Here is a 25963-nt window from a genome sequence, read left to right as displayed (position 1 = left end):
AGGCGTCTGGCATAGCTTTGCCATAATGATCGGCAAAGCGCGCGCCGTGCTCAATCCCCCGTAAGATCAAGCCTGCGGACGACTTCGATCTGTCCTTCGCGCACTTCGGCCTCGACGATTTCTGTTCCCATCAATGCATAGACCCCGCGATTGATGAAGATCGGGCGGGCATTGCCGTACCAGTCCACGCAGGAAACTTCGCAAGTGTAGCCGTTCGGATAGGTTGTCTGCCCATCAAGGCTCTCTTCGACAAGTTCAGGGTCCACCTCTGCCGGATCGACCGCACCAAGGTCAGCCAGTTGCCCGTCGTTATCAAAGCTGAGGAAGGATAACTGCGAGTCATCAGATCGCCACGGATAGCGGCGTCCATCTTCAGCGGCGCGTACTGTTGGCAGGCCCATGAGACCGTTACCTTCCGGATAGGGCATCGCATTGAAGGCATGGCTGCGTCCTTCGCTTTCGAAGCGGTTTTTGAGCAGTGTGGAGCCGCGCACCGCCGCTCCGCCGCGCAGATCGACCATGGTGACATTAAGACCGCTCTGATCACGATAGCCCGTTGCCACCATGGCATTGCCGAGCGATTCAAGCCGGGTCAGGTCATGGCTAAGCTCAAGACGCTGCGGGTTTTCCACATCATCCAGCGGGACGGCGTTGAGATAACCGAATTGCACCCCTTGCTCAGCGACGCGGGGCGGACGCCCGAGGTTGGTCATCGGTCCGTAAACCAGCCAGTCACGGGTAAAGCGGATTTGCTGTGTGTCGACCGGTAGCCCGGGCAGCGGTGTCAGCAATCCATCGAGAACCGGGCGATAGCTGTCGCGAAAGGCTGTCATCGGGGAATTGATCAACTCGACTGTGATGGGAACGCCTTCCTCGTAATCATCGGGGCATTCCTCACCTGTCCAGGCGAGCATGGCCTGAAAGCGACCATCGGCTTCCTGCATCGCGAACTGGCTGGGTATCCAACCGCGCGTAGGGAACAGGTCTGGCTCCCCCCTCCCCAGCGGCAGACGATAGACGGCGCCTGGTGGCGGACTATCGCCGAAATTCGCCGCGCAATCGAAGTAGTTGTCAAAGTCCTGATCCGAAAGCGCATAGGACCACAGGTAGATATTCTGCTGCGAAACAAACAGTTCGGAGTCGTAGTTGCCTACAAACCCTGTTGCAGAGCAGCCGAGGTTGTTGTCTCCGATGCTGTCCAGATCACACACCGAAACGGTGTGCACGTAGGGCTCGGAGATCGGGAACGCAGGGCGATAGATATCTCTGGCATTCAAGATGGGGCGTGAGCTTTCAGGCTCGGCAAACTCTTCGCCCGGAACCCAGCGTCTGACTGCGGGACGGTTGCGCCGATTGACCATGTCTTCGGCCTCGTAGCTGGTCTGGATCACCAACCGATCGCCCACCACGCGCGTCGCGTAGTTGCTGGTATCGTAATAGTCTTCCGAACTGATCAGAAAGACACCGCGCCGTTCCAGCGAACCATCAGACTGATCGAGCCGAAAGACCGACAGCTCGCTAGCCTCATCCTCGTATGAGTATGCGGTGATTATGATGTGATCGCCGTAGACCAGCATTTCGTCATACCAGTCAGCCCCGATAGGTTCGCCATCCTCGTCCGTCCGGTAAACATCGATCCGGTCGGTCAACGCCATATCGCGGAAGTTGGCGGCAAAGATGCGCCCGTCCTGCAGCACAAGCAGGTAATCCCCGATGCGTTTGACGATGTCGCCCTCGTCCACCGCGGCGACCTGATTGTTGGTGATCGATCCATCGGAGCTTGTGACGGCAATCGGAGTGATTGAGTTATAGCTTGGTGCCTGAATTCGCGCGCCCGTTACAATGATGCGCGCGCCGCTATCATCCTCTTCCTCAATGCATTCTTCGACTTCAGGATCGCATTCCTGCCGTTCTAGGGCGAGCTGTGCGACAACGATATTGTCGCCCAAGACTTCAGCCCGCCGTTCGTTGCGCAGGCGGCGCTGAAGCCGCCTTACCTCGCGCACCCAAGCACGGAATTCGCGTTCGCTATCGAATGTGTCGAGTTCGGGCCAGGTGAGCGCCTCGACGCGCGGATGCTCCCATGACGGGCGCGTGTCATCCTGCGCGGCGGCAAGGGCGGGCGTGAGCCCTCCGAATATCGTGAGAGCGATCCCGTATGCGCGCATGGCAGTCCCCTTTCATAGGGAAAGCTACGCCGTTAACGCGCTGAATTGCAAGCTTACTCGACGTCTTCCACGTCGACCGTCTCGCCTGTCACGCGCACCGCAAGCGCGGCGGCGATGAAGTCATCTAGATCGCCGTCGAGCACGTCGTCAGGAGTGGGGCTGGTGACGCCGGTGCGCAAGTCTTTCACCATCTGGTATGGCTGGAGCACGTAGGAACGGATCTGGTGGCCCCACCCGATCTCCGTCTTTTCCTGATATTCGCCCGCTGCCGCAGCCTCGCGTTCCTGCATCTCTTTTTCGAACAGGCGCGCCTTAAGCATGTTCATCGCCGTGGCGCGGTTCTTGTGCTGGCTACGGTCGTTCTGGCTCGCGACGACGATCCCGGTGGGCTGGTGAGTGATACGCACGGCGGAGTCTGTCGTGTTCACGTGCTGCCCGCCCGCACCCGAGGCGCGATAGGTATCAATCTTCAGATCGCCCTCGTTGATCTCGATATTGATGTCGTCATCAATCACCGGATAGACCCACACGCTCGAAAACGAGGTGTGGCGGCGCGCTGAGCTGTCATAGGGGCTGATGCGGACGAGACGGTGCACGCCGCTCTCGGTCTTGGCGTAACCATAGGCGTTCTCGCCCTTGATCAGCAGCGTGGCAGACTTGATCCCTGCCTGTTCGCCAGCCTGATACTCGACCGTCTCGACTTTGAACCCGCGCCGCTCAGCCCAGCGCGCATACATGCGCAGAAGCATGTCGGCCCAGTCCTGGCTCTCAGTGCCGCCTGCGCCGGCGTTGATCTGCAAATAGGTGTCATAGGCATCCGCTTCACCCGAAAGCAACGCGTTGACCTTGTCCCGGTCCGCGCGGTCAGCCAGCGCCTTCAGGCTGGCAAGGCCTTCCTGCACAACATCATCGTCACCTTCGGCATCGCCCATCTCGACGAATTCGATGGCATCACCCATCTCGGCAGAGATTTCCTGCACGGTCTCGACCGCGTCTTTCAGCTGCTTGTGTTCACGGCTGATCGCTTGCGCCTGCTTGGGATCGTTCCACAGATCCGGATCCTGTACACGCGCGTCCAGCTCGTCGAGCCGGCGCAGCGCATGCTCCCAGTCGAGCGACTTCTTCACCAGCGCAAGCGCGGCTTCGATCCTGTCGATATGGGCCTGCCCTTCGGCACGCATGGCAATGTCTCCGACCTTAGAAAGCGAGTGCGCCTAGCGCAGCGCAGCGCGTTGGGAAAGTGGTTGCGACACAGGTGTCGTCAGTAAATGCCGCCCTGCTCCTCGGCAAAGCTCTCCGGCTCGTCACCAGAACCCGCGTCCGTGCTTGGTCCCCGCTCGCGCCGACGGAGCTGGGCGATGATGATTTCACGCATTGCGTCAATCTCATCCTGACGCTGGGTCCGCCGCGGTTCGGTATCGGGCTGGAAGGCCTCCCAAATGATCGTGGAGTTGGGATCATCGCTCGGCCAGCCATTAAAGACGCGACTACCCGTGCGGCGATCGATGCGGACCATACGTACGCCCGAAGGTGCCGAGAACGGACGGCCGCTCCAATGGCCTTCACTCTCCTGCACGAACTGGCGGAAGATCGGCACGGCGGTGTTCCCGCCCTGGATCCAGCCACCCATGTTGCGCGGCGTATCAAAGCCGAGATAGGTCCCCGCCACGATATCCGGCGAACCGCCCACGAACCACGCATTGGTCGGCCCAGTGCTGGTGCCAGTCTTACCAAACATCGGAATGTCGAGATCACGCAGGCGCGTTGCCGTGCCGCGCTGCACCGTACCTGTCAGCATATGCACCGTCTGGAATGCTGTGCGTTGGTCCATCACCTGCCGCCCGGTCCTGCCGAAACGCGGCATGGGAGAGCCATCATACTCTTCCATATTACAACCGGTGCAGTCACGCTGATCCGCACGCCAGATCACATTGCCGTCACGGTCCTGCACGTAATCGATCACCGTCGGCTCATTGCGCCGTCCGTGATTGACCAATGCAGAATAGGCAGCAGTGATCCGTTCCACGGTCGTTTCGCCGGAACCGAGCGAATAGGCAGGAAATGGCTGGTACTCGATGCCTGCCGGCTCAAGGCCGACATCGCGGAAAGTGTCGATCACGTTTTCCATACCAGCGTCCATGGCGATATGGACCGTCATCAGGTTTTTCGATTGTTCCAGACCATAGCGCATCGGATACTCACCGCCGCCGCGGCTACCGCCAAAGTTGGTGAAGCACTTCTCGCCCAGATTGCTGCCCTGATAATAGCAATACTGGGAATCGGGTATCATGGTTGCCGGCGTCATGCCGTTGTCGAGGCCTGTCGCGTAGACAAACGGCTTGACCGTCGACCCTGGCTGACGTTGTGCCTGAACCGCGCGGTTAAAAGCACCTAGACGGCTGTCGAAACCACCCTGCATGGCGAGAACCCGTCCGGTCTCCGGCTGCATAGCCAGAAATCCGCCCGAAACCTCCGGCACCGCGCGTAGACGCCAACTGCTACCGCTTGGCGAAGCGGCGACCACATCCCCAACCGACAGCGAGTCCGGCGTGCCCGTTAGTGGAGCCTCTTCACCATCGGAAAAGCCGATGGTTGCGTTGCCACCGCTCCGCGCGGTCACAACGCCGATACGCCAGTCGTCGTAATTGATCGACAGGAACGAGCTGGCAAGCTGCGATGTCAGATCGCCGTTATCCGGATTAAGCGTGGCTATGGGCCCCGTAAAACCACGATTGCCATGGTAGCGAAGCATGGCCGCGCGTAGCGAATTGCGCGCTGCGTCCTGCAGCTCTGTATCAAGCGATGTGCGTACCCACAGCCCACCGGCATAAACACTGTTGCGACCATCTTCAGCTTCTTCGCCGAACTGTGCGATCAGCTGGCGCCGGACTTCTTCAAGGAAGTACCCTGCATCGGCAGAGCGCGGCGTTGTGCGCCCTTGCACCAGGCCCAGCGGCATATTTTGCGCGGTGCGCATTTCTTCTGCGGTGATGTATCCGTTGTCCTCCATCTGGGAGAGAACAAGATTACGGCGCTCGGTTGCGACTTCTGTATTGGCGGAGCGGCCGTATACCTCTGGCGCGCGCGGCAGGATGGCCAGGAATGCCACTTCGTGCAGTTCCAGCTCGTCCACGTCCTTGTCGAAATAGGCGAGCGATGCCGCCTGCACCCCGAAACTGCGGCGCCCCAACGGAATTTCGTTGAGATAAAGCGTTATGATCTCTTCCTTACTCAGCACACCTTCAATGCGCGTGGCGAGGATCATTTCTTTCAGTTTGCGGACGACCGAATATTCGTTGCTGAGCAGGATATTCTTCGCGACTTGCTGGGTGATGGTGGAGCCACCCACGGCGCGCTCGTCCGAACCTATCTTGCTGACAAAGTCGAGAACCGCACCGGCAAAGCCGCCCGCGTCGATACCGTTATGCGTCCAAAAGGTCTCGTCCTCTGCCGAGACATAGGCATTGAGCAGCGATTCCGGCAGATCGCGGAATTCCAGCTCGATACGGCGTTCCCGCTCGTAACGGTGGACAATTTCACCATCGATGCCGCGCACTACCGTGGGAAGGTTGGGTTCGTAATCCCGCAGGGTCTCCGCCTCGGGCAGGTTCCATGCGAGAACAAACCAGCCAATGATGGCCAGCAGCAAACCGCCGCCAAGCGCATAGCCGCCACGGCGGAACCATTTACGGGTGCGCCATGCCTCTTTCAGGCTGTCCCACGCACCCTGCCCTCCACGCGAAATGCGGCGGGAGAAACTGGCTGTTCCGGTGGCGGGATCGGCTTCGAAATCGTCACTCATACGGCGTGCTTTAGCATGGCAATTTCAAAACAGGCTATACCGAAAGCGTGCAGTTCGCCGCGTTTTGCGCGATTGAACTCCCGGAGGGAGCCTATTCTACACCCGATTGGCGGGCAAAGTAGATGCGGATGGCGCGCGCCAACACTCCGGCAAACTGCTCCTGCCCCTCTGCCGATGCAAGCGCCCTCGCCTCGTCCGGATTGGTAACGAAGCCCGCTTCATAAAGAACCGCGGGCACATCGGGAGCGCGCAGAACGGCCAGGGCCGCGGATCGCCGCGTCTGTGGGTGGAAGCGTAGGATCCCTGCCCCTTCGCGTTCGATCAGCGAGGCGAATTCGGCTGACTGCTCGACAGTCCGGCGCTGTGACAATTCCACCAGAATAGCGTTCACCGCCGCATCAGTACCCGACAGATCAACTCCGTTGACCACATCCGCATCGTTCTCACGCTCGGCAAAACGCGCTGCTGCTTCGGATGATGCCGTGTCCGACAAGGTATAGATGCTTGCACCTTCCACTCCTTCCTGATCGCCTGCAGAATCGGCATGGATGGAGATGAACAGATCCGCCCCCAGCTGACGGGCAATTTCGGCGCGTTCCTCGAGGACGATAAAGCTGTCATCCTCGCGCGTCATCGCAACACGGATGCCGCCTTCTTCCACCAGCCTGTCACGCAGTGCTCTCGCGAGGCCGAGTACGATCGTCTTTTCGTAGATGTCCTCCCCGACAGTGCCCGGATCAGGGCCGCCATGCCCTGCATCAATCACGACAAGCGGCCGGGTGAGGTCGTCCGGCCCGGCAACATCAGGCAGACCAATGGTTGCTCCTGGCTCCGGCAGCGGAAACTCGATGACATAAGCACGCCCCAGAACGGGAACGGGAATCGCTGCCCCGAGTGCGTACAGCGCACCGATCAGCAACACCGGAAAGGCGAAGAGCAAGCCCAACTGGATGCGATAGCTCATGCCCGAGTGTTGCCCTTCCCTGCAATCCGCCATCCGAAAAGGCGTGGTATCCTTAACAGCATGCCAAATGATTTTTGCCAAGTCGCGCAATAAGGTTGCCGAGCCTATCCACCGATGCTAGCAAAATCTTATCGGATACCCATGTATCCCGAGACTTATCCGGCAGGCCTCCTGCCATATGCCGGACTGATTACAGGTTGATGCCGCAATGCAAAGCACAAGCCAGTTAGCCACTCCGCGCACCGCAGGGTGTGTGGCGGCTGCGGCTTTTCCAGCGCAGTCAGAAATCCTGCGCCTTCGCATCGCGTCAGACACGTTTCGTCACCCTGCCAGCACGACTTCATCCGTGAAGAACGGCGGCAGAGCGATCATTATTCCCGCGCGGCACACCGCCGGGGCTCACACAAATCGGCAACTTCCTCCAAGCGGACCGGCTTCAACCGGCCCCTCTGCTGCGGCGGGACTTGCCCGGAGAATATTCAATGGCAACGCGCATGCTTATCGATGCGCGCCACCCCGAAGAAACGCGGGTGGCGGTACTCAAGGGAAACCGGATTGAGGAGTTCGATTTTGAATCTGCTGAACACAAGCAGATCAAAGGAAATATCTATCTAGCCAAAGTTACTCGCGTCGAACCGTCCTTGCAGGCGGCCTTCGTGGATTTTGGCGGCAATCGTCACGGTTTCCTCGCTTTCAGCGAAATCCATCCCGACTATTACCAGATCCCGGCAGAGGATCGCGAAGCCCTACTCGCTGAAGAAGCGGCGGCAGCTGAAGAAGAAGCCAAGCTTCGCGCCGAAGAGGACGAGGAAGAAGACACCACCGCTTCTCCCGAAGAGGAAGAAGTGAGCGAGGATGATGTCGCGCTCGAAGAAATCGACACCAGCGACAAGGAACACGTCGCCACCATCGAAGAAGGCCATCTCGAAGGGGATGAGTCGAATGAAGACGATGACGAGGACGACGATTCCGAAGAAGAAGACGATGACGAGGATGGCGATGACGAGGATGGCGATGACGAGTCCTCCGAAGATGAGGACGATTCGGAAGAAGGTGACAAGCCCAAGCGTCGCGGGCGTGGTGGTCGCGGTCGCGGAAAGCACCAGCGTGGCCGCCGCCAGGGCGGTCGTGGCAATGGCAAGCGCGGCAGCCGGGCAAAGGAAATCGACGAAGCGCGCGCAAAGCGCCAGGCACTGCGTCGTCGCTACAAAATCCAGGACGTCATCCAGCGCCGCCAGGTACTGCTCGTCCAGGTCGTCAAGGAAGAGCGTGGCAACAAGGGCGCGGCCCTCACCACATATCTCAGCCTCGCCGGTCGCTATTGCGTGCTCATGCCCAATTCCAGCCACGGCGGCGGGATTTCACGCAAGATCAACAGCGGTTCGGACCGCAAGCGCCTGAAAAGCATTGTCAGCGATCTCTCGCTACCCAAGACGATGGGCCTGATCGTACGCACCGCCGGCCTTTCGCGCACCAAGACCGAGATCAAGCGCGATTTCGACTACCTCGCCCGTCTGTGGGACGAGATTCGCGAGCGCACGATGGGATCGAGCGCGCCGACGATGATCCATTCGGATTCGGACCTGATCAAACGCGCGATCCGCGACATCTACAATCGCGAGATTGAAGAAGTGATGGTGGAAGGCGAAGCGGGCTACAAATCTGCCAAGGCCTTCATGAAACTGCTGATGCCTAGCCATGCACGCCGGGTGAAAGCCTATAATGACCCGGTCCCGCTGTTCCAGCGATACGGCGCGGAAGACCAGCTTTCGGCGATGTATGCGCCCGAAGTTCAGCTGAAGTCGGGTGGTTACCTGGTGATCAACCCGACCGAGGCACTGGTCAGCATCGACATCAACTCGGGCCGTTCCACCAAGGAACACGGCATCGAGCAGACTGCGTTGCACACCAACCTTGAAGCCGCCAAGGAAATCGCTCGCCAGCTGCGCCTGCGTGACATGGCGGGCCTCGTGGTCATCGACTTCATCGACATGGATCGCAGCGGCAACGTCCGCAAGGTAGAGCGTGCGATGAAAGACGCGCTCAAGAACGACCGCGCGCGCATTCAGGTCGGACGTATTTCGGGCTTCGGCTTGATGGAAATGAGCCGCCAGCGCCTGCGCACCGGCGTGCTCGAGGCCTCTACCCGCGAATGCCCGCATTGTGATGGCACGGGTCTTGTCCGCACCGCCTCCAGTGCCGGTCTGTCTGCACTCCGCGTGATCGAGGATGAAGCTGCCAAGGGTAAGGGAACGGTCATCACACTGTTCGCTTCCACAGAAGCAGCGGTTTACCTGCTCAACGCGAAACGCGCCGATCTTGCAGAGATTGAAGAGCGTTATGGCGTGACTGTGGAAGTGAAGCCCGAAGGCGAAGACGAAGGCGCCAAGATGCGCGTCCAGTCGTCCGGCCCCAAGCCAACCGAAGCCCCCAAGTTCGAGCCGATTGTTGACGACGAAGAGGAGGAAGACAACCTCCCCGCCGACAACGATGAAGACGATGATGACGCACCGAAGAAGAAGCGTCGCCGGCGTCGTCGCGGTGGCCGTGGTCGCGGAAAGAACCGCAAGGCGAACGAAGAAAACAGCTCTGACGAAGAGGCATCGGACGAAGACAACTCGACCGACAACGACGAGGAATCGTCCGACGGCGAAGAGAAGCCCAAACGTCGCCGCCGTGGTGGTCGCGGGCGTGGCGGTAAGAAGAAAGCTGCCGAGGTTACCGAGGGCAATGACGAGAGCGACGACACTCCCGCCGAAGAGCCTGCTACAGAAGCCGAGGCGGAAGAAAAACCTAAGCCCAAGCGCCGCACTCGCAAGAAGAAGGACGAGGCCGAAGCTGAAGCTCCTGCAGAAGAAACTGCGACAGAGGCCGAGGAAAAGCCAAAGCCCAAGCGTCGCACGCGCAAGAAGAAGACCGAGGAAGCCGATACGGCTGCCGAGGACGCTCCCACTCCAGAAGCTGAAGCTGAGGAAAAGCCCAAGCCAAAAGCCAAGCGTGCACCGCGCAAGAAGGCGCAGCCAAAGGCGGATGAAGCGCCTGCCGAAACCGCTGCAGAAGGCGATGCCAGCAATGATGATGGCAAGCCCAAGCGCGGCGGCTGGTGGCAGCGCACTTTTGGCGAGTGATCGCGCAACTTAGGTAACCGCTGGATATGACTGAAACTCCAGTAAAAGTAATCGTTCTTGCCGCTCAGCGAACCGGGGTAGTTAACCCCCTCGCTGAGCGCGCAGGCGTGAGCCACAAGGCCATTGTACCGATCTGCGGACGCCCGCTGATCGCGCATGTGTTGGAGGTCCTCACCGCTGCACCTGCGGTCGAGGAAATTCGCGTGGTGCTGGAACCGGACGGGCAGGAACAGGTCGATCCCGTACTCGAGTCTTTTCGAGCTCGCGGCGTACCCATCACCCTCATGAATTCGGACGAGAATATCGTCGAAAGCGTCATCGGCGCAATGAAGGGTGAAGATAGCCCGTTCATCATCACCACGGCAGACAATGTGCTGCTGACACCCGAAGGCTTCGAACAGGCGCGATCCACGCTTGTACAATGCGACGGTATCATCAGCCTGACCACGCGAGAGCGGGTCTGGGCCGTGCACCGTCAGGGCCAGCGCGGCTTCTATGACTTCAAAGACGCAGGCTACGCCAGCTGCAACCTGTTCGGGATCAACGGACAAAAGAGCGTCAATGCGGCAGAGATCTTCCGCGAAGGCGGACAATTCATGTCAAACAAGGGCCGCATGGTCCGCGCCTTCGGCCTGTTCAACATCATCCTAATGGGCCTCAAGCTCATCACCCTTCCCCAAGGCCTGCAACGCATCAGCAAGCGTTTCGGCCTCGATATTCAACCGGTCATATTCGAAGACGGAGCGCTGGCAGTCGATGTCGACAATGCACGCACCTATTCGGTCGCCGAATGGGTGCTCGGCCAACGCCTGGGCATGGATATTCCCAAGCCGGTAATTGATCCCGACGCCTAACAGCCATTGCGTGTGAAAGTGGCCCGGCGTAAACGCGCCCAGACAATCGCACGGACAAGGGACTGCCGATGACCACCGCAATAGAACCTCTGCGCATTCCGGATGAAGCCAAAGAGCGTGTGCGCATGCTGTTTATGGCGAAGCACGCGCTGTGGGGCGGCGGAATGCACCCGGAAGATGGCAATCACGCGATCTATCACCATGAGGTGCGCACGACGCTTGAGGGACTTGGTCTCAACCTGCAGTTCGCCAACAGCTACGATGTGCTGTTCGAACGGCCCGATGTCGATTTCGTCTTCCCGCTGCTCAACCGCGGTGGTTTCGTGAACAGCGAAATGGTGATCCCGACGCTCTGCAACATGCATCGCATTCCTTATCTGGGTGCGATGCCGTTCCTGCGCGGCCTGGGTGATGACAAGTCAGTGTCCAAACTCGTTGCGACCCACGCCGGTGTGCCAACCGCCCCATGGTTCTGCTATCGCCGTGGCGCACCTATTCTGGAGGCAGATCTGCCGCCCTCTCCCGATGGCCGGTGGGTGATCAAGCCCAATGCGAGCTCGGCCAGCTGGGGCATTTCCGATGCCTTCGACTGGAACGGCGTGACCAATGCCATCGCGGACATTCACGGACAGGGCCACGACGCCATCGTCGAGCCCTATCTCGATGGGTACGACGTGCAGTGCGCGTTCATCACGCTCGACAACGAACCAACCGCCCTCCCCATGCTCTGGTATGAGCGCGAGAATACCCAGAAGCTGTGGACCTATTACGAGAAACGTGACCTCGTCCAGAACTCCGAGAAGGCCTCACTAAAGCGTTTCGATCATGCCGAACTGGCACCAAAGATCGAAGAAATGGCCAAGGCCTACGCGCGCGAACTGCTGCCGTTCGACTACGGCCGTATCGAGTTCCGTGTCGACCTGAACACCGGTGACATCAATTTCATCGAGATCAATCTGAACTGCAACCTGTGGTCGGAAAAGGTGATGGCGAAAGCGGCTGCGCAGGCTGGTTTCAGCCATGCTGATCTGCTCGAAACACTTCTTGCGGAGTGCTGGCGGCGGAATGGTTTGATTAGCGGCTAAAGGCTTTCGCGCGACGAAAACTGAAGATCAGCGACTGGCCTTTCGTCAAAATCGTAAGAGCCGACCCAGATCGCGTATCTACCGGTGACCGGTTCTTCGACTGTGACCGATGGATTGAAGGCTCCTACGCCATCATCGTCGCTACAGAATATCTCACCGTTCGGTCCCATGACAAAAAGTGTCGTGTCACCATCAGACCCTGCTGAGATGATAAGCATCGCATCCCCAGCGGTGTAGGTCAGCACAACGCTGGGCGCACTGCTGACACTACCATCACACATATCTGTCGCGGCGTAGAACTCCTCGCTCGGCTCCTCTTCTTCAAAGGGAGCCATCAGGCTTTCATAGATGTCGATTACGCCACCTGCGATAACGCTGAGCTGCAGCGGATCATTGCGGGATTCTGCGTGGAAACTCACTGTCCCGAAGACCGGCTCAGCCGCAGCGTCCTGCGCGCTAGCAGGGGCAGAAGTTGCGGCCAAAAGCACTGCTGCGGATAGAATTTTGGCGAGGTCCATCAGCGCATTCCCGAATTGCTAGCTTCTGAATATACGTCCAAATTCACGGATCCACAATCGGGATACTCGCTCGCTACTCTGGCACCCGCTCGCCTTTCCAGTCGAATACGTCACCCGAGGTTTCCGGCGACAGGCCTGCAAGCACTCCAATCAGGTTGCTCGCAGCTTGATCTGCGTCGGTCAGTTGCCCATCCGGCAGGTTCTTCTGGAACGGTTCTGACAACGCCGTATCGACCGTTCCCGGATGCAGTCCCGCAATGATCGCCTGCTTATGCGTGCGGCCCATTTCAATGGCGTAGTTGCGGATCAGCATATTGAGTGCCGCCTTGCTCGCGCGATAGGAATGCCATCCGCCGATACGGTTATCGCTGATCGATCCGACGCGTGCGGACAGGGCCGCGAACGTGGAGGCCCGATCGCGCGGGAAAAGCGGCAGAACGTGCTTCGCGATGAGTGCAGGCCCAACGGTATTGAGGGCGAACATCTGCGCCATCGCGGCTGGTTCGACATGGCGGAAGCTGCGCTCTGGCCCAGTGCCATCGGGCAAGGTCAGCACGCCGCTGGCGACAACGACCAGTTCTGGCGGCGCGTCCTTCCACGGCTCTACGGCTACTTCGATGCTCTTTTCATCGGTAAGATTGAAACGAAAGGGTTCGATATTGGCATGCTCCGGAACGTAACCACTGCACGACCCGGCAAAGACTTGTGTGCCCTCGCCAGCCAGCGCCATGGCCATCGCCGCGCCGATACCGCCGCTTGCCCCAAATATGGCCGCCGAGTCCCATCGCATGACGCTTTGCCTTTCCTACAGAGTTGCGCGCGATCTACGCGGACTGGATGGCCGATGTAACCTCTCCAACCTGCCGTAGTTCTCGTCCAGCGTTTGCAGCTCGTGTTTTCGTCCTCAGGACACTGTATCAAGTGTATCAGGTTAGTTGGGTTTACACCGGAAACGCGCGAAAAACCGGGCTTTGAACGAAGGTCCGCCTTGCCCTCACTGACACAGCGGCTAAATGGGGATCACACCTGCAAACAAGCGGACGGAATATGGCGACTTTCACTCTCCCCAAGAACAGCAAGATCAACAAGGCTGGCAAGGTCCACAAGGCCGATGGAGCGGGTCGGGTGAAGAGCTTTCAGATCTACCGCTACGATCCGGATAGCGGCGAGAACCCGCGCTACGATACGTTCGAGGTGGACCTCGACAATTGCGGCCCGATGGTTCTGGACGCGCTGTTCAAGATCAAGAACGAGATCGACCCGTCTCTGACCTTCCGCCGGTCCTGTCGCGAGGGGATCTGCGGTTCGTGCTCGATGAACATGAACGGCAAAAACGGCCTCGCCTGCACGACTGCGATCGAGGACCTGAAAGGTTCGGTCCGCATCACGCCGCTGCCGCACATGGATGTGGTGAAGGACCTTGTGCCCGATTTCGCCCACTTCTACGCGCAGTACGCCAGCATCCGCCCGTGGCTGCAAACCGTCTCCAACACGCCGAGCGGCAAGGAACGCCTGCAATCGCCCGAACAGCGCGAGAAGCTGGACGGCCTTTACGAGTGCATCCTGTGTGCCTGCTGCTCGACTTCGTGCCCTAGCTACTGGTGGAATTCGGACAAGTTCCTTGGTCCGGCAATCCTGCTGCAGGCCTATCGCTGGCTGGCTGACAGCCGCGACGAGATGACCGGTGAGCGTCTGGACGATCTGGAAGACCCCTTCCGCCTCTATCGCTGCCACACGATCATGAACTGCGCGAACGTGTGCCCCAAGGGTCTCAGCCCCGCACGCGCCATCGCAGAGATCAAGAAGATGCAGGCCGAGCGCGCCATTTAGGTCGGTGCTGGCGCGTTACGAAAAGCTGATTGCCGCCGGCGAGCTTCGGCCCGATCCGGATCAGCGCCGCGCTGCAGAACGCCTGAACCAGTTGCAGAAGGAACTGGAGGCAGAGCAACCTGGCGGTCTGCTGGGCCAGTTCTTCAGCCGCAAACGCGTTGCCCCTCGCGGCGTCTACATGTGGGGAGGCGTAGGGCGCGGCAAGTCGATGCTGATGGACCTGTTCCACTCAGCCCTCGCCATTGAAGAGAAGCGCCGCGTCCACTTCCACGAGTTCATGCTCGAGGTGGACCAGCTGATCCGCGAGGAACGCAAGGAGGAGACCGAGGGCCCCGTCAGGCGGGTCGCCGCGCGCATTGCGAAGGACGTGCGGATGCTTGCCTTTGACGAGATGGTGGTGACCAACACCGCCGACGCGGCGATCATGGCGCGGCTCTTCACAGCATTGATCGAGGATGAAGGCGTGACCGTGGTCGCGACAAGCAATCGCCCACCGAGCGATCTCTACAAGGATGGCCTGAACCGCTCGCTGTTCCTGCCCTTCATTGATCTGATCGAGGCCGAACTCGACGTGTTGCCGCTGAATGGCCCGACCGACTACCGGCTCGACCGGCTAGGCGATATCGATAACTGGCACGCGCCAATGGGCGATGCGGCGACGGCGCAAGTACGCGAAGCCTTCTTCCGACTGACCGATTACAAGCCTGAAGATGCGGCCAATGTACCTTCTGGGGAGCTTGACCTTGGCGGCGGGCGCACGTTGTTCGTGCCCAAATCGCTTAAGGGTGTGGGTGTATTCAGCTTCAAACGGTTGTGCCAAGAGGATCGCGGGGCGTCTGACTACCTCGCCATCGCACGTGAGTACCACACCGTTATCGTCGTCGGCATCCCGAAGATGGGCCCTGAGAACCGCAACGAAGCCATTCGCTTCACGAAGCTGATCGACGCGCTCTACGAACACCGCGTAAAACTGTTCACCACCGCCGCAGCCGAGCCGGAGGCACTTTACACATCAGGTGACGGCGCGTTCGAGTTCGAACGGTCAGTCAGTCGCCTCAAGGAAATGCAGAGCGCTGACTACATGGCGCTCGGACACGGCAAGGTCGCTTAAACGATCCCAAGACGTGCGAGCGAGCGGTCGAGCATGATCAGCTGCCACAGAATGCGCGAGTTGTCGGATCGTCCGCCGATGTGCATCTCGGCCATGGCGGCAATCCGCTCGTTATCGAACCACCCGGTCCGCGCGAGCATGGCGCTCTTGGCGATCCCCCTCGCCCGACCGGCGAGCGGACCTCGCAACCACTCGGCTATCGGAGTCACGAAGCCCTGCTTGGGTCTGTATAGGATGTCGTCGGGCAGATAGCGCTCCATCGCCTTCTTGAGGATGTACTTGCCTTGAGAGCGCTTGACCCGCAGCCCGTCGGGAAGACCCGCTGCAAACTCGACAAGGCGGTGATCGAGCAGAGGCTCGCGAGCCTCGAGGCTCACCGCCATGCTGGTCCGATCGACCTTGGTCAGGATATCGCCGGGCATCCAGAACTTGAGATCGGCGTACTGCGCGGCGTCGAGCCCCGTTCGCGCCGGAGCATTGGCCATCATGTCGATCAACTTGTGCTCGGCACGGTAGTCGCGCATGACCCAACGCTGGTCCTCGCTGTAGAGGCCCATGCGGATCTCCGGCGGGATGATGGAAAGCGCGCGTGCATATCCATCCGCCCCGTCACCCGCGAGTGACTGCAGCGTCGTCTTCGCGCGAAGGGCACGTGGTGCCCAGTCCATCTTGGGATAGAACTCTCCCAGCGGCCCAAGCACTTTCTGGCGCACCGCATGTGGAATGAATGACCGCACCCGTTCCTCATGCGCGTGGAAGACCTGGCGACGGTATCCGGCAAAAGCTTCGTCTGCCCCGTCTCCCGAAAGCGCAACAGTGACCTTCTCCCGCGCCAGCTGGCACACCCGCCATGTCGGCAAGGCGCTGGCATCGGCGAAGGGTTCGTCGAACATGCCCGCGATGGTGTCGATGACATCGAACTGGTCGGAGCTCACCTGACGGCTGTCATGATCAGTAGCGAACAGCTCGGCGACCTTGGCGGCATAGCTGCTCTCATCCGCACTCGCGACATCGAAGCCGATCGAGCAGGTCTTCACCTTGTCGCGGCTCGCCTGTGCCATGAAGGCGACGACGGTCGAGCTGTCGACCCCGCCAGACAGGAATGCGCCTAGCGGAACATCGGATACCATCCGGCTCTCAACGGCTTGCTGCAGATGGTGCAGCAACTCCGCCTCAAGGTCGGCAGCCTTACCCTTGTGGCGACGTTCGAAGCTGATGTCCCAATAGACCTCTGGTCTGGCAACCTCGGTGTCGTGCTTCAACAGAAGCGTATGCGCGGCCGGCAACTTGTGCACGCCCTGCAGAATCGAGCGATGATCGGGCACATAGCCCCAAGTCATATAATCCTCGATTGCGCGGTAATCGACGTCGCGGCGCAACAGCGGATGCGCGAGCAGACCCTTCAGTTCTGAAGCAAATGCGAGCGAACCGTCAGACAACAGGGTGTAGAACAGTGGCTTCACGCCAAAGCGGTCCCGCGCAAGGAACAGCGTCCGGTCCGCACAGTCGTAGATCGCGAAGGCGAACATGCCGTGGAGATGTTTCACGCAGTCTCTGCCCCACAGCTTCCACGCTTCGAGGATGACCTCGGTATCGCCTTCGGTACGGAATTTCGCTCCGCGCTCTGTCAGCTCCTTGCGCAGCTCGCGGTAATTGTAGATTTCGCCGTTGAAGACGATTACCGCGCGCTCATCATTCGAGTGCATCGGTTGCGGTGATCCAGCGATGTCGATGATCGACAGGCGACGATGCCCCAGTCCCACACCCGGCGCGGACCAGACGCCCGAACCATCGGGTCCTCGGTGCGCGAGCACGTCGCACATTCGCTCGACCCGCACGGGATCAACCGGCTTGATCGTACCTGTGTGAAAGAGACCCGCGATTCCGCACATGGTGGTGCGTTAATCCAGCGCGGCGGCGCGGTCTATCCATTCTCCGAGATCGCCCGTGGAAGACCGGAAATCGGCGATGGTCTGTGCAGCGTCCACGCCGTAACGCTCCTCGCTAGACAGGATCAGCATGGCTGTAGGCTGCGCATTCAGGAAAAGACGATCCTGCAGGGTCTCGATCTTGAGACGAAGTTTGCTTCCTCCGGTCCAGTCACCGCGGTGATACCAGGTTTCGGCAACCCGGCGGTAAGAGCCCAAAGCCTGCAAGCGCTCACCGACAACGCCGTCAGGAGCGGTGGTACCGGACTGCCAACGCCATTCGGTATCGAGCGGCAAGGCACCTTGGCCAAAGGAGCCTGCTTCCTTGCCCTCCCCTTGCGACGAATAAAGCGCAAGGAACACTTCGACCACACGACCATCCGCATCAGCATATGTCGCGATCAGGCGGCGATCGGCTCCTCCTGCACGGGGCTGCCACGGATAGTCCTGCAGATACTCTGTGCGTTCCCAACCCTGCACAGCTGGCAGCGTAAGGTTGTCGCCAAGCTCCGCCTCCAATACATGCGACTGCGACGACCAGATGACGATCACAAGCGCCATCGCGGCCGCGCCAACCAGGGCAATCGCCGGACGGATGGTATATTGTTCCAGGCGGGCGAAGCGCGGTTCAGCCGCAATGGCATCACCATCGATAAAGGGATCTTCGACCTGTCGATCAAAGAACTTCCAACCAATGGCGAGCAGAGCACCCATAACCAATGCGAAGAAGATCCACCCATAGAAGATGTGATCGAACCCCGCAGCGAAAGAGATGCCTTGTGACTGGGCAATGTAGATCGTACCCCATGCCCGCACACCGTTGGCAAGGATCGGCAAAGCAATCGCCAGCGCCATAAAGGCAATCCGGCGTGTCCAGCTGCGGAAGCAGACATGCGCCACCAACGTTCCGAGTGCGATCATCGCGATCAGAAATTTGACGCCCGAACATGCCTCCGCAACTTCGAAGAGGCCTGCGGGGGTATCGATAAAGACGCCTTCGATATGCGCGGGAATGCCACTCGATTCGGTCAAGGCAATGGTGATATCCGCCGTTATCATCTGCAGCGCGGGTACCAGTTCGTCTCCGATTGGGACGAGAAACGCCGCGTAGCAGATCGGGAATAGCAAGGCCCACGATACGCGCGGACCGAACAGCAGTACAACGAGCGACTGCATGGCCGCGACAAGGCCAATATGTTTGGCGGTGGCCAGACCCGAAACATCACCGAGCAGCCAGATCACCAGTGCTCCGGCAAACGGGATCAGCCCAGGCCACCAGGCTTGCGGTGTCAGTTTCGCCAGTTCGGAGGCTCGCTGGTAGACCAGCCAAATCAGGATCGGGGGAACCAGCAGGATGTGATTGTAGGTGGAGGAGTTCCACCACTGCATCACCATCTCGGCCCAGTCCCCAGCGAATAAGGCTAACAGAGCCGTCCATGCCAATGCCAGTTGCGCCAGCGGTGCGCGCCATTGCGGCGCAAGACGGTCAACCACGGCAGCCTGCCGCGAAGATGCGAGATCAAGCCGCATCGCGGGCGCCTCCATCCGCGAGCCCGAGCAAGGTGGGCAAATCCGCAAGCATTGCGGGCCAGCTCATCTCCGTCTTTACGAAATTGCGCGCGGCCTCGCCGAGCTTTGCCGCTTTCGCAGGATCGTCATGCAATTGCAGGAGATGCGCAGCAAAAGTGGCATCATCGGCAGCGACTAGAATGTCTTCGTGATTGCGCGCGTCGATCCCCGTCGCGGCTTCAGGGGAGGCGACAACAGGTTTCGCCATGGACATCGCCTCGAGAACCTTGTTCTGCACGCCGCGTGCTAAGGTCAACGGTGCAACCACTGCATTCGCGCCCACGAGCCACGGGCGCGTATCAGGCACTTCACCAACGACCGTGGTGCCATTCAACCCATCAAGCTTCAGAACCTCGCCAGTCGGGGCGCGTCCAACGATGTGGAAGCGGGCTTGCGGCAATTCTTTACGCACGCGCGGCATGATCTGCTTCGCCATGCGTGCTACAGCAGTGACATTGGGCGCGTAGTCCATCTGGCCGGTGAAGACATAATGCGGGCCGTCATCTGACAGCTGGCTAGCGGGTGTCGCAGCATCCGGATCAAATTGCGTGCAATCAATCCCATTGCGCAGTGCGCGTATGTTGCGGCTGCCGGGGGCACGTTCACGCAGCAGATTGGCTTCAGCCTCGCTCACCAGCAACGTTGCATCGGCACGCTTGGCAAGCTCTGACTCAATGGCGCGCAGCAACTTGCCTTCGCGAGCATCGATCCATCCACGTAAACCTGAGCCTTGCGCGGCGTATGCCTCGAACTTGGCCGAATCGACATCGACGAGATCGACAATCAAGCGCCGCTTCCAGTCTTCCGGCACATATTGCGCCATCTGACCTGAGAAAACGTATATCGCGCGGATATTCCTCTCGGCGAGCGTGACCTTCACCCAATCGTGCAACTGCTTCGACCGGAAGGCCGAGAAGCTGACGGGCTCACCCCGCCCCAGTGCCTCGATTCCGGCAAGCGCGAGCTGCTTTGAGCGACGCGGCATACAATGGCTTGTTGCAATCGCGGCGAGTTCGCCTTTGTGTGCTGCGTCCTTCGCGTCTTCCGCAAGGCAGCCGACATGGACAGGCGCGATTTGCGCCAAGGCCTTCAGCACATGGTGCGAACGGATCTTGTCGCCGCGATCGGGTGGAAACGGCAGGCGATGAGCCAAAAAGAGGATGTCACCGTTCACCCCAGCCCCCGCGCGATCAGCGGGCCCAGACGATTGGTCAGAGCTGTCGGCAACTTCTTCCATAGTGCAATGCGTGCCTGATGCTTTGCGCTGGTAGGATCGGCATCTCGGCTTTCATGCCCCGGCGCTGTCCAACTGGCATAGCTCAGCGGTTCTGGTTCGAAGCCCCAGTTCTTCTTGAAGAAGTAAGCGCCGCTTTCCGTTTTGCTGCGCCCGAAATCGAAACGATCACAGCCCCTCTCCCGCGCGTGGAGCATCAGCTTGTAATACATCAGATCGTTCGCGCGCAGGCCGCGCGCCGCCCAAGTTCCGCCGCCCCAATAGGGCATGACAGCGCCATCGTGATAGAGAGAGAGCACGCTCGCGACCGGCGTTTCACCCTGCCATACAGTCAGAATGTCAGCATTCAGTCGGTCCAGCGTTGCATCGAACAGGCTGCGCGGGAAAACGGGCGTGCCCAGATTGCGCACACTCTCGGCATATACCGCATAATGTGCGGCGTGATCTTTCTCTTCATTACCAACTGTGACCCGAAGATCGTTCTTCAGTCCCTTGCGCACTTCGGCACGCTGCTTGCGCGGGATCTGGAGCAGTTGCGCCTCGTCATCCCCGGCCAATGGCTGCACGAAACCGCAATGGCTTTCAGTCTGCACCTGCCAATCGGGAGAGACATTGCCGCCACGCAACTCTATGCTTGGGCAAGACAGGCGGACAGCCAGTTCCTGCGCTCCATCACACAGCATCCGCACCGCATTTTCGCTATCAGCGAGCACCCCGCCCTCGACCGCGAAACCGCTTGAAGCAAGCACGCGCCCGAATACTGGCGAATGCACTTCGGTCAGTGGCAGCCAACCCGTGATCGCGCCGTCTTTCTCGGATACGATTCCCAGCGCGCGATTGCCGGTGCCGTGTTCGACGGCACGCAGCCATGCTGGACGATGAAACACTGACCCGCCCTGCTCTGCCACGAATGCTTCGATCCGCTTCGCCTCGTCGGGCTCGTGCAGATCTACCTTGCGGGCATGCTCGCGGCTGAGAGCGAAGGGCGCATTCACAATGTCACCGAATGCTTGGCAGCCTTTTCGGCCTGGAGACGCGCGGCTTCGCGGTGAGCGATCACATCGATGCGGCCCCACGAAAATTCCTCGATCAACTGGCGCAACTTGCCCGCCATCTTGTCGAGATTGGTGTAGTGGCGCAGGCGCGAGCGGATAGGAGCTCCCGAAACACGCGGCTGGCCAGGGTCAATTTCCCAAGGGTGGAAGTAGAAGATTGCCGGCTTTTCGGCATCACGGTTCACTTGCCGGATCGCCCAACGACTGAAGGCATAGGGCAGGACGCGGAAGAACCCACCGCCGCCGGCTGCAAGGCGTTTGCCTCGGAATTCCGCCGTGGTGACCGGAAGCTCAACCAGATTGTGCCAGGGCAGCGGATTGAATGCGAAACGTGGAGCGTCTGCCCAGCCATAGTGATCATGCGCGACCGGAGCGACGCTGGAGGAATAGAGATACCCCTGCTCCGCCAGCTCCATAAAGGCCCACGGTGTGCGCTGGTCGATGGAGAAGCTAGGCGCGCGGTAGCCGATAACGCGGGCGCCGCAGCAATCCTCGATCGTCTTGCGGGTCTTCTCGATATCGGCGGCGAACATCTTGCGATCCATGCGGAACACACGCTCGTGATCCCAACCGTGACTGGCGACTTCGTGTCCGCGCGCGACGATTTCGCGCAGCAGGCTCTTCTGCCGCTCGGCCACCCAGCCCAGTGTGAAGAATGTCGCGCTTGCCTCGGCTTCGTCAAACAGGTCAAGAATCTGGTGAACATTACGCTCGACACGATCATCCAGACCGCCCCACTGGTCCCGCTCGATCACGTCTTCAAACGCGCCGACCTGGAACCAGTCTTCCACGTCGACAGACAGGCCATTCACAATGACCTTTTCTGCCTGTTCACCATCCAGATTGATCGCGTTCACCGCGAATGCCTCCTCAGGTCGCTCAAGCGGCCTTGGTCGAATCCATCTCGCTCTCGATCCATTCGATCAACATCGTCAGCGTCTGACGGATCGAACGTTCCTGCTCGAAGCAGCGTGCTTCGATACGGGAAATCTGTTCGCGCATGGCTTCAATTTCAGGGTTCACGACATTCACCGCGGCTTCGTCGGTCTGGTTGGCCAGTTCGACCACAGCCTGCTGCAACTCGGCAATCTGCGCGTCGCGCTCGGCAAGCGCGGATTCAAACTGCTCGATATCCACGCGCGGCACCGTCGGCATGGCTTTGACCGGTTCGAATTCGGGGTCTTTCTGCTTCAGAGCCGAAGGGGCCGCAGACGGGAATGCACGTTCGGCTTCCATCTCGGCGAGGACCGATTGCAGCATGGCGGCGTCGATGCGAGAACGCTCTTCAACGGCGCCCAGCAGCAGCAAACGATTGGCGATCTGGTTCACACGGCGCGGAATACCGCCCGATGCTTCAAACAATTCGGCATAGACACGCTGGTCGAAAGCCGGATTGCCTTCCCATCCCACCTTCTCCAGGCGGTGGATGATGTAGGGCTCGATTTCGCTCTTCTGCATCGGCTCAAGGTGATGCGCAGCGATCACGCGCTGGCGCAGTTGCTCAAGACCTTCGTCATTCTGCAGAACGGTGCGGAATTCGGGCTGGCCAAGCAGCAGCGTTTGCAGAAGCGGATGGTTGCCGAGCTGGAAGTTGGAGAGCATGCGAAGCTCTTCCAGCGCCGGAACCGAAAGGTTCTGCGATTCATCGACAATCAGTAGGCAGCGACGGCCTGCGCGCGCTTCTGAATGGAGATAGCTTTCAATCTCGGTAAGAGCCGTTGCCTTGTCATGCCCTTCGATATCGAGGCCCATTGCGCCAGCAATCACATGGATGATCTCTTCCTCATCCAGTTTGCTCGTCACGATCTGCGCGACAGTCACCTGCTCGCGGTCGAGGCTTTCCATCATGTGCGCGACCAGAGTCGACTTACCTGAGCCGATTTCACCGGTGATGACGATGAAACCCTCACCCTGGGCAAGGCCATAGCCGAGATAGGATAGCGCCTTGCGGTGCGTGATCGAGCGGAAATAGAATTCCGGATCAGGCGTCAGCTGGAATGGCTTGCCGGTAAGGCCGTAGAAATTGTCAAACATGGGTCTGCTCTCCTTTGGACCCGTCAGAATGTGTAGCGAAGGCCGACCAGGGCCGAAGCGGCTTGATAGTCGGGCAGATCATCGCGTGTGATGCCGTCAAGGCTGACTGCGGCAGTCGCCGTCAGGCCTTCGATGAAGTTGCGGCTGTAAGCAGTGTTGACGCTGTAACCGTAGGTCGAGCCTACGCCGTCCACTCCGCTTTCGAACAGCGAGCCTGTCGCGCCGAAGGACAGCTGTGAATTGCGATCAAGCTGACGGGCAACATAGCTGGCGAGCCAAAAGGTCTCGTCGGCAATGCCATCGGTCGCGGCAAGAATGCTGTTCTGTCCGGCGATGAACGTGCGGCGGTCATAACCGGCGCCTACGCTGTAGGTCGTACGGCCGGCGGTCCCGCCATAGCCGATCGAAACACCGCGGCTGCGGAACACGCCCGAGCGCAGCGAGCCAAGGCTGGCAAGACCGCAGTTCTGGCCTTCTGTGCTGGCAACACAACCGCCCAGATCACCCGTGACCGGGTTGCGCAGTGCGGCAAAGTCGGTGCCCAGCGTGTCCAGCGCGCCAGTCAATTGACCGCCGAAGCTGTTGATGTTGTCATAGACCGACACACCGAGGCTCGAGTTGGCATTCGGCGCATAGGACAGGTTGCCGTAGTAAGTCGTCGAGCCATAACGGCGGCCCACACCTGCGCTGAGCGAGGTGCGGTTGCTCGGTCGCCACATCACACCGACATCCCAGATCAGGCCATCGGTTTCATAGGCGATTTCGCGCGGCGAACTTTCATCGGTAACGAAGCGGCCATCAGGGCCGATCACCGGATCACCGTTGATATCGCGGAGGGCATCGCGGCTTGAAACCTCGACTTCCTCGTAACCAACGCCACCCACAAAGGCGACATTGGGAGAGACCGGAACGGTTACATCCGCACGGACATGGCGATCATCGATGCGCTGATCGAGATTGGACAGGTCTTGCCGGTTCCATCCCGCACCAACACCCAGGCCAACCGGCAGCACTGTGTTCGGCGCAAAGCCGATACGCGCGCTGGCATTGTGGGTGATGGATTCGTCAAACAGATCGACCGGAGCCGATTGCGGATCGAGCTGGAACGCGTCGGGAGATTCCACACGGGTGTAACCAAGGCGATAAGCACCGGTCAGCTCGGCTCGGCCGAGTTGGGTGCGCACTGCCGGACCAGCGTAGACCGAATAGATCTGCGTCGTGAAATCGTCATCCAGCCCGAAATCGCCCAGTGAGGTACTGCCATTGCTTTCAACACGGGTGCGCGATGCCAGACCGCCCGCTTCAAACGTCAGAGCGGGGCCAGCCAGCGCAAGCGAAGTGCGCGCGATGCCCGAAATGGTGTCACTGTCCGAAACATTGTCGCTCCAGCCAAAACGACGTTCATACCGAAGCGAGACCGAGCCGGACGAGTAGCGTCCGCCGAAACCGGCATCCACACCGGCAGCAACGCGGCTGTATGTGACCACGTCGTCACCAGGAGAAAGCTCCGCCGTGACGACCTGGGCCGCCTCGATATACGGAGCGATTTCCACACCGCGATCGGCCGAACGTGCTTCTTCGCCCGCCTCTTCCATGTCCTGTGCAAGCGCGCTTGCGGGAAATGCCGCAAGTGCCAGTGCCAGAGTAAGTGTCGTACGCATCGTACTAGTCCTCCTGCCCGTAATAGGCGCCAAAACGGCGGCCACTGGGGCTGAAATGCGCTGCATTGAGCAGCAGCTTGAGATCGGGACAGGCCGAGAGCAGAGTGAGCGCGTCTTCGAGCGCGGTCTGGCCTGTGCGGTCGGCCCGAGCGACGACAATCGCCTGTCCGACATGATTGGCGAGCTCAGCAGCCGGAGAGGCTGCGAGAGCGGGCGGACTATCGAAGATGACAATCCGGTTGGGTGCAGCACGGGTAAGGCGATCGAGCACCTCTGCCGTGCGTGAACTGGCGAGGTATTCGCTATCAGACGTCGTGTGATTGCCCGCAGGCAGAACATGCAGCCCGGCGATGTCGGTGGCGAGAACGCAATCCTCGACATTCATATCATCGCGAGCGAGGACGTCCATGAAGCCAGGCCCGGCAGGCAGGCCAAGCATCGACAGAACCGAAGGTTTGGCGAAGTCGGCGTCGACCAGCAGCACTTCGCTATCCTTTTCGGCAGCGAGAGCAATGGCAAGGTTTACCGAGCAATAGCTCTTGCCTTCATTGGGCAACGGCGAACAGACAAGCACGCGCTGGGCAAGCTGGCCCGATCCGGCTTCGCGCGCCTTGCGCACTGATTTGAGTACTTGCCGCTTAACGATGCGGAATTCTTCCAGCAGCGCAGTGACATGCCCTTCTGGCTGGATGAGCCCATACATATCAAGCGCTTCACGGTCGATCGGATGCACCTTCTCGGAGAAGGATACATCTTCGTAGACAGGCTCCGGCACAGGCGCAGGAGCGACGGCAGTCTCCTCGGGGTATTTGCGTGGCGGCACCGCCTTGTTGGCCGCTTCGCGCAGTGAAACCTCGGGTTCCGCTTTTGGTTTGCGCTTTTCAATCCGGCGGTTGACCGGATTGGCCAGTTTCTTGGGCACCGGCGCAGGTTTGAAATCACCGCCAAGGCCGAAGAAGTTCTCGGCCCGCTCGAACAGCGACTTGGAAGGCGTCGGGATTTTGCGATGTTCTGTCATGCCA

Annotated in this window: 19 protein-coding genes; 5 read left to right on the top strand and 14 right to left on the bottom strand. The window is 59.9% G+C overall.

The genetic code is table 11. From position 1 onward, the window contains the following. Window positions 1-50: 50 nt before the first annotated feature. The 4 genes from OOZ52_RS02520 to OOZ52_RS02505 form a co-directional block, all read right to left on the bottom strand. The gene (locus OOZ52_RS02520; RefSeq protein ID WP_274696902.1) at window positions 51-2168 is read right to left on the bottom strand and encodes a beta-propeller domain-containing protein; all 2118 of its coding nucleotides are present in this window, start codon (window positions 2166-2168) and stop codon (window positions 51-53) included. Between the two features lie 53 nt (window positions 2169-2221). Beyond that, window positions 2222-3349 carry a peptide chain release factor 2 gene (gene prfB / locus OOZ52_RS02515; RefSeq protein ID WP_274696901.1) on the bottom strand — a complete coding sequence of 376 codons (1128 nt, stop codon included), beginning with the start codon at window positions 3347-3349 and terminating at the stop codon, window positions 2222-2224. Window positions 3350-3429: 80 nt separating this feature from the next. Beyond that, on the bottom strand, window positions 3430-5970 hold the full coding sequence (locus OOZ52_RS02510) for a penicillin-binding protein 1A (protein WP_274696900.1): 2541 nt from the start codon (window positions 5968-5970) through the stop codon (window positions 3430-3432). A gap of 91 nt (window positions 5971-6061) precedes the next feature. Next, entirely contained in the window at window positions 6062-6934 is an 873-nt protein-coding gene (locus tag OOZ52_RS02505) for an N-acetylmuramoyl-L-alanine amidase family protein (RefSeq protein WP_274696899.1), read from the bottom strand. A gap of 482 nt (window positions 6935-7416) precedes the next feature. Between OOZ52_RS02505 and OOZ52_RS02500 the strand changes: the two genes are divergently transcribed. The 3 genes from OOZ52_RS02500 (at window position 7417) to OOZ52_RS02490 (ending at window position 12001) form a co-directional block, all read left to right on the top strand. Continuing rightward, window positions 7417-10062, top strand: a complete 2646-nt coding sequence (locus OOZ52_RS02500; protein ID WP_274696898.1) for an Rne/Rng family ribonuclease — start codon at window positions 7417-7419, stop codon at window positions 10060-10062. A 26-nt stretch (window positions 10063-10088) separates the two neighbouring features. After that, entirely contained in the window at window positions 10089-10916 is an 828-nt protein-coding gene (locus tag OOZ52_RS02495; RefSeq protein ID WP_274696897.1) for an NTP transferase domain-containing protein, read from the top strand. Between the two features lie 68 nt (window positions 10917-10984). After that, window positions 10985-12001, top strand: coding sequence for a D-alanine--D-alanine ligase family protein (locus tag OOZ52_RS02490; protein ID WP_274696896.1), 1017 nt, complete (start codon window positions 10985-10987; stop codon window positions 11999-12001). On the opposite strand, the gene OOZ52_RS02485 is transcribed toward OOZ52_RS02490, so the two are convergent. Then, window positions 11998-12519 (bottom strand): hypothetical protein, encoded by a 522-nt coding sequence (locus OOZ52_RS02485; protein ID WP_274696895.1) that lies wholly within the window; start codon window positions 12517-12519, stop codon window positions 11998-12000. The two genes, OOZ52_RS02490 and OOZ52_RS02485, sit on opposite strands and share 4 nt — an antisense overlap. Window positions 12520-12592: 73 nt before the next feature. Further along, on the bottom strand, window positions 12593-13309 hold the full coding sequence (locus OOZ52_RS02480; protein WP_274696894.1) for an SDR family NAD(P)-dependent oxidoreductase: 717 nt from the start codon (window positions 13307-13309) through the stop codon (window positions 12593-12595). A 257-nt stretch (window positions 13310-13566) separates the two neighbouring features. Between OOZ52_RS02480 and OOZ52_RS02475 the strand changes: the two genes are divergently transcribed. Beyond that, a complete protein-coding gene (locus tag OOZ52_RS02475; RefSeq protein ID WP_274696893.1) occupies window positions 13567-14349 on the top strand; it encodes a succinate dehydrogenase iron-sulfur subunit in 783 nt (260 codons plus the stop codon). Window positions 14350-14353: 4 nt separating this feature from the next. Further along, complete coding sequence (zapE, locus tag OOZ52_RS02470; protein WP_274696892.1) at window positions 14354-15460, top strand: cell division protein ZapE; 1107 nt, start codon at window positions 14354-14356, stop codon at window positions 15458-15460. On the opposite strand, the gene OOZ52_RS02465 is transcribed toward zapE, so the two are convergent. From OOZ52_RS02465 to OOZ52_RS02430, 8 genes are read right to left on the bottom strand one after another with little or no spacing between them, the layout of a single operon-like run. Beyond that, window positions 15457-17352 (bottom strand): XrtA/PEP-CTERM system amidotransferase, encoded by a 1896-nt coding sequence (locus OOZ52_RS02465; protein WP_274696891.1) that lies wholly within the window; start codon window positions 17350-17352, stop codon window positions 15457-15459. The genes zapE and OOZ52_RS02465 overlap by 4 nt on opposite strands. A gap of 9 nt (window positions 17353-17361) precedes the next feature. After that, window positions 17362-18918 carry an exosortase A gene (xrtA, locus tag OOZ52_RS02460; protein ID WP_274696890.1) on the bottom strand — a complete coding sequence of 519 codons (1557 nt, stop codon included), beginning with the start codon at window positions 18916-18918 and terminating at the stop codon, window positions 17362-17364. Further along, on the bottom strand, window positions 18908-20110 hold the full coding sequence (locus OOZ52_RS02455; protein ID WP_274696889.1) for a TIGR03087 family PEP-CTERM/XrtA system glycosyltransferase: 1203 nt from the start codon (window positions 20108-20110) through the stop codon (window positions 18908-18910). Before OOZ52_RS02455 ends, xrtA begins: the two co-directional genes overlap by 11 nt. A 17-nt stretch (window positions 20111-20127) precedes the next feature. Beyond that, window positions 20128-21186, bottom strand: coding sequence for a FemAB family XrtA/PEP-CTERM system-associated protein (locus OOZ52_RS02450; RefSeq protein ID WP_274696888.1), 1059 nt, complete (start codon window positions 21184-21186; stop codon window positions 20128-20130). Continuing rightward, window positions 21183-22103 carry an XrtA system polysaccharide deacetylase gene (locus tag OOZ52_RS02445; RefSeq protein WP_274696887.1) on the bottom strand — a complete coding sequence of 307 codons (921 nt, stop codon included), beginning with the start codon at window positions 22101-22103 and terminating at the stop codon, window positions 21183-21185. The genes OOZ52_RS02450 and OOZ52_RS02445 overlap by 4 nt, the downstream gene beginning before the upstream one ends. Before the next feature lie 22 nt (window positions 22104-22125). Further along, window positions 22126-23280 (bottom strand): XrtA/PEP-CTERM system-associated ATPase, encoded by a 1155-nt coding sequence (locus tag OOZ52_RS02440; protein WP_274696886.1) that lies wholly within the window; start codon window positions 23278-23280, stop codon window positions 22126-22128. A 23-nt stretch (window positions 23281-23303) separates the two neighbouring features. After that, window positions 23304-24941: a preprotein translocase subunit YajC gene (locus tag OOZ52_RS02435; RefSeq protein WP_274696885.1), complete on the bottom strand. Its 1638-nt coding sequence runs from the start codon at window positions 24939-24941 to the stop codon at window positions 23304-23306. Window positions 24942-24945: 4 nt separating this feature from the next. Next, window positions 24946-25959, bottom strand: a complete 1014-nt coding sequence (locus OOZ52_RS02430; protein ID WP_274696884.1) for an AAA family ATPase — start codon at window positions 25957-25959, stop codon at window positions 24946-24948. Between the last annotated feature and the right edge of the window lie 4 nt (window positions 25960-25963).

It is taken from the genome of Aurantiacibacter sp. D1-12, from assembly GCF_028858515.1.
In the GTDB taxonomy this organism is placed as follows: Bacteria; Pseudomonadota; Alphaproteobacteria; order Sphingomonadales; family Sphingomonadaceae; genus Alteraurantiacibacter.
The sequence above is the reverse complement of the archived record's forward strand: the minus strand, read 5'-3'. Positions and strand labels throughout refer to the sequence as shown.

Coding starts and splice junctions, on each gene's coding strand:
- OOZ52_RS02520 (WP_274696902.1), bottom strand. CDS start 2,168: ATGCGCGCATACGGGATCGCTCTCACGATATTCGGAGGGCTCACGCCC.
- prfB (WP_274696901.1), bottom strand. CDS start 3,349: ATGCGTGCCGAAGGGCAGGCCCATATCGACAGGATCGAAGCCGCGCTT.
- OOZ52_RS02510 (WP_274696900.1), bottom strand. CDS start 5,970: ATGAGTGACGATTTCGAAGCCGATCCCGCCACCGGAACAGCCAGTTTC.
- OOZ52_RS02505 (WP_274696899.1), bottom strand. CDS start 6,934: ATGAGCTATCGCATCCAGTTGGGCTTGCTCTTCGCCTTTCCGGTGTTG.
- OOZ52_RS02500 (WP_274696898.1), top strand. CDS start 7,417: ATGGCAACGCGCATGCTTATCGATGCGCGCCACCCCGAAGAAACGCGG.
- OOZ52_RS02495 (WP_274696897.1), top strand. CDS start 10,089: ATGACTGAAACTCCAGTAAAAGTAATCGTTCTTGCCGCTCAGCGAACC.
- OOZ52_RS02490 (WP_274696896.1), top strand. CDS start 10,985: ATGACCACCGCAATAGAACCTCTGCGCATTCCGGATGAAGCCAAAGAG.
- OOZ52_RS02485 (WP_274696895.1), bottom strand. CDS start 12,519: ATGGACCTCGCCAAAATTCTATCCGCAGCAGTGCTTTTGGCCGCAACT.
- OOZ52_RS02480 (WP_274696894.1), bottom strand. CDS start 13,309: ATGCGATGGGACTCGGCGGCCATATTTGGGGCAAGCGGCGGTATCGGC.
- OOZ52_RS02475 (WP_274696893.1), top strand. CDS start 13,567: ATGGCGACTTTCACTCTCCCCAAGAACAGCAAGATCAACAAGGCTGGC.
- OOZ52_RS02465 (WP_274696891.1), bottom strand. CDS start 17,352: ATGTGCGGAATCGCGGGTCTCTTTCACACAGGTACGATCAAGCCGGTT.
- xrtA (WP_274696890.1), bottom strand. CDS start 18,918: ATGCGGCTTGATCTCGCATCTTCGCGGCAGGCTGCCGTGGTTGACCGT.
- OOZ52_RS02440 (WP_274696886.1), bottom strand. CDS start 23,280: ATGTTTGACAATTTCTACGGCCTTACCGGCAAGCCATTCCAGCTGACG.
- OOZ52_RS02435 (WP_274696885.1), bottom strand. CDS start 24,941: ATGCGTACGACACTTACTCTGGCACTGGCACTTGCGGCATTTCCCGCA.
- OOZ52_RS02430 (WP_274696884.1), bottom strand. CDS start 25,959: ATGACAGAACATCGCAAAATCCCGACGCCTTCCAAGTCGCTGTTCGAG.